The sequence below is a fragment of the Trichocoleus sp. DQ-U1 genome, assembly GCF_039961925.1.
GTDB lineage: Bacteria > Cyanobacteriota > Cyanobacteriia > Cyanobacteriales > FACHB-T130 > FACHB-T130.
In genome coordinates this window covers 1-4,385 of the sequence record NZ_JAMPKB010000157.1, presented here as the reverse complement: position 1 = coordinate 4,385, position 4,385 = coordinate 1, and the positions used below count along the sequence as shown (strand labels likewise).

Sequence of the window (4,385 nt, the reverse complement as noted above, 5' to 3'; positions counted from 1 at the left end):
AATCTTAAGAGCAAAATCTGCTAACTCTCTGTTTATAAAGCTATGTTTTTTGAATTCTAACCTTTAGATAAAAAGCATCACAAGGAAAGAATATGACGCGAGACAAGGGTAATCTGATTATCCCCACCGTTGCTGATGTTCAGGCATTTAGTCACAGCATTGGTGTCAGCGGAATTACTATCACGCCTGGGTATGAGAAGTGGTGGAATGTTCTGCATGAAATTGGTCATTTTGCGGTCAAGCCAGATGGTTACATCGCCCTGTGGCGGCAGCATGGGGGGCTGGGAGTTCCTCAAATGAATTGGTTTAACAGTAATGGGGTTGTTAAGCCAGATGACCCGACACCTGATGAATGGGGAGCGAGAGCTTGGTGTCTGTTAGCCTTGGAATTCAACGGCTGGGTCAGTCCCCTGGATTGCGGCAAATGGCCTGCTTCTAATGACTGGGAAGGTCGTAGTCGGAATAATCCCTATTTGTGGATGAGGAATCAAGTCACCAGCCCTCGCCATCCGTTCTACAAAAATGGATTTGAGCAGTTAGAAGCGGTGGGAATTGACTTCAGTAGAGGCATTTTGCGCCCCACCCAAGAGTTAGTAACTGTTGGGTGGCAGCCAGTATTGGGGTGGCACTCCCGTCAAAGTGCCTGAGATGACTAAGATTTTAAGGTTAAGTGAACGATATGGCAAAAGGATTCGGTACTGGAAAGCCAAAAAAGAGTAAACAATATCAAAAATCCTATGTAAATTTCTTACTTGAGGTATTGCAGGTAATCGCAGAAAGCAATGGTGATCCACAAGTGGTTTATCCACTGCTGGAAGCGAATTTGGACAAACTTGATGATCAATTTGCGGCTTTGCTGCGAAGTAGGATAACGGCTCCTAGGTTTGAATCGGAACAAAATCTAGTACAGGGTATTGGAGTCGCTCTCATACATTTCAGTAGCCTGATGCGACAGTTTTCGCTAGGCATAAAGGCGAACAACCTGGAGATTGCGATTACAGGCTATGAGGTCGTTACCACTATCTTTACCCGTGAAGCATCCCCAGAAAATTGGGCTATGGCTCAATATAACCTGGGCAACGCCTACCGTGAGCGCATCTTGGACAAGCGAGTCTCAAATCTAGAGCTAGCGATTCAGTGTTATGACCGAGCGTTGCAAGTCTACACCAATCATGCTTTTCCTGAATACTGGGCAAGAATACAAAGTAATCTGGGTACTGCCTATGGAAACCGCATCATAGGCGACAAAGCATCGAACCTGGAGTTAGCAATTGAATGCTACAACCAAGCACTGCAAGTCTACACTCGTGAAGCATTTCCTCAAAACTGGGCAGGAACTCAAAACAATTTGGGTACTGCCTATGGAAACCGCATCATAGGCGACAAAGCATCGAACCTGGAGTTAGCAATTGAATGCTACAACCAAGCATTGCAAGTCTACACTCGTGAGGCGTTTCCCCAGGAATGGGGAGGAACTCAAAACAATTTGGGCAATGCTTACCACAGTCGCATTTTAGGAGATCGCAAGTCGAATTTGGATTTAGCGATTCAGTGCTTAGAAGCAGCTTTGCAAGTTTGCACTCGTGAGGCGTTTCCCCAGGAATGGGCAAGAACCCAAAACCACCTGGGACTTGCTTATAGAGACCGCATCTCAGGCGACCAATGGTCGAATTTGGAGTTAGCGATTCAGTGCTTAGAAGCAGCATTACAAGTTTATACCTGTGAGGCATTTCCCCAAGCATGGGCAGCAATTCAGAGTAATTTAGGTGTTGTCTACTGCGATCGCATCTTAGGAGATAAAGAATCGAGTCTAGAGTTAGCAATTAAATGCTACAAGCGAGCTTTGCAAATCTATACCTTTGAGGACTTTCCCTACCAATGGGCAGATACTCAAACTAATCTGGGTAATGCCTACCGCGATCGCATATTAGGAGACGGTGTGTCCAGTTTAGAGTCGGCGGACTCTCAGAGAACAATGGGTGAACTATTTGTTCGCTCAATAATAGACTCGGCATCAAATCTGAAGTCAGCTGTTCAGTGCTATGAAATGGCACTACAAGTCTATACCCGTGAAGGCTTTCCGAGGAACTGGGCAGGAATTCAAAACAATCTGGGACTTTACTATTGCAAGCTGCAAAACATTCCAGAGGCATTACAGGTATTTCGATTGGCGTTGGCAATCCACTCTCCTACTACTGACCCAGTAGAGTGCCTCAAAACTGGACGTAACCTGGGCAACGCCGCCTTTGCCGCTACGCTATGGACAGAAGCTACCCAAGGCTATGCTGCTGCTATTGATGCTATAGAACAAAGCCGCACTTGGACAACTTCTGAATCACGCCGTCAAGAGATTCTGGCAGAGTCCATTGGCATCTACGAAAACATGGTGCAAGCCTGCATCAATAATGGTCAACTGGAAAAAGCCATTGAGACTGTTGAGCGATCGCGTTCCAAGCGCCTCGTAGATTTGATGGCTAGTAATGACCTCTACCAAGGCGGCGAAATTCCCCCAGAAGTCAAAGCGTTATTGCAGCAGTTTGATGGCTTGCAACAGCGAATTGACCAAGAACGGTTTAAATACAATTCTGACAATAAGAGCGGAGAAATTAGCAAAGGCGATCGCGCTTCCTTCCAAGCCAAAACACAAGCGATCGCATCTTTAGAAGCTGAGAAACAGCAAATCTGGGAACAACTCAGACGCCTAGACCCCGTACTAGCTGGTGAGATTCAAGTTATAGCTCCTGACTTTTCGGCGATGCAGAAGCTCATCGACCAACCTACTACTGCTATCCTCAGCTTCTATAGCACCAGTAACGATACTCATATATTTGTACTGCGGAAAAACCAGATCGCCTGCCACACTTGTACTGGAGAAGGCATGGCAACACTGCAATCTTGGATTTTGCAGAACTGGTTAAAACTCTACGTCGAAGATGGAAACACTTGGAAGTCCCAAATTAGTAATTTCTTAGTCGAACTGGCTCAACGCTTGCAAATCAATGACCTTATTTCTCAGCACCTACAGGACATTACCGAACTGATTTTAGTGCCTCACTTGGCGCTGCATCAGATTCCCTTTGCTGCTTTGCCCCTTGGAGAAGGTCAATATTTGGGAGATAAGTTTCTCATTCGCTATACCCCCAGTTGCCAAGTTTTGGAATTTTGCCAACAACGGGGCGAAGTAGAAGGAAATCTCACCTACGGCACCGTGGAAGATGCTACCGAAGACCTACCCGTTGCGAATTTTGAGGGTGAACAAATTGCGAAAATTTACAATATTCCTGAAAGCGATCGCTTAAGAGGTCGCAGCCAAGCTACGACAAGCAACTATCGTCAGATGGCTTCACGAGTTCAGGTGCTTCACTCCAGCCATCATGCTGAATCCTGCCTCGATAATCCTCTTAACTCCCAGTTGAAATTGGCTGATGGTAATATCACCTTGGGGCAGTTGATGACTCCAGGCTGGCGGCTGCCTAATCTTTCTGATGTGTTTCTCTCTTGTTGCGAAACTGGTTTGGGCGTGCCGGAAATAACGGATGATATTCTCACCCTTTCCACAGGTTTTTTATGTGCTGGTGCCAGAAGTGTTGTCAGTACACTTTGGTCAGTCGATGACTTAGCCACAGCATTATTTTCCATTTTTTACTATCAGCATCGACAACAAGATAAAAGCCGCCCCGAATCTCTGCAACAAGCTCAAATCAAACTGCGTGAACTGAACAAAGATGATATTAAAAAAATATCGAGTCAGACACTCGTCGCATGGAAAGAAACAAAAAGCAAGCGAGATCAATATCAGCCTGGTTCATCTGACTATGTGGAGTGTAATCGTAAACATCAGATCTACGGTGTAGTCATAGGACAGCTTAACCCACACAAAAATTCTTTAGATGAATATGCCTTCTCACATCATCGCTACTGGGCTGCTTTCACCTGCCAAGGCTTGCGATGATTGTACTCTATATAACAGTGAGGAATAGGCACGATCTCTTTCAGTTCACCTTTCAATATGATGGGGTTTGAAAGGCGCAATCGCTCTCATCTTCTAATTGATGAGTAGATATATAGAGCTAAATTCCCAAAGCGATCCAGATGAGCTAGCGATCGCCTTTATAGGGTAATAAACATAGCATTATTGAGGCTGCCGTGTCTCCTCGTCCGTAGCAGGTGGCAGAGCGAAATTGCCCCAAGAAAGTTTCGTTGTCGTATCAATATCTAACAGAAATAAGGTTAGAGAAGTTTCTGAGTTAGAAATGACAGCAACGTGACTGGCTATCCCCAAGGTGTTAGCGTGACGAAAGGATTCGGGTAAGACTCGAACGGTGGATAAGGGGACATCTATCAAAGCGGGAACGGTTTCAACGGGGATACCATACAATTCGCTT

2 protein-coding genes and 1 pseudogene are annotated in these 4,385 nt (G+C 45.5%); 2 read left to right on the top strand and 1 reads right to left on the bottom strand.

The genetic code is table 11. The annotated features are described in order from the left end of the window. Positions 1–92: 92 nt before the first annotated feature. Both NDI34_RS27785 and NDI34_RS27780 read left to right on the top strand, forming a co-directional pair. Positions 93–647 (top strand): hypothetical protein, encoded by a 555-nt coding sequence (locus NDI34_RS27785; RefSeq protein WP_348234453.1) that lies wholly within the window; start codon positions 93–95, stop codon positions 645–647. 32 nt (positions 648–679) lie between these two features. Continuing rightward, positions 680–3,952: a CHAT domain-containing protein gene (locus NDI34_RS27780; RefSeq protein ID WP_190527472.1), complete on the top strand. Its 3,273-nt coding sequence runs from the start codon at positions 680–682 to the stop codon at positions 3,950–3,952. 180 nt (positions 3,953–4,132) lie between these two features. On the opposite strand, the pseudogene NDI34_RS27775 reads toward NDI34_RS27780, so the two are convergent. Then, positions 4,133–4,385, bottom strand: a pseudogene (locus tag NDI34_RS27775) (hypothetical protein); the annotation flags it as partial.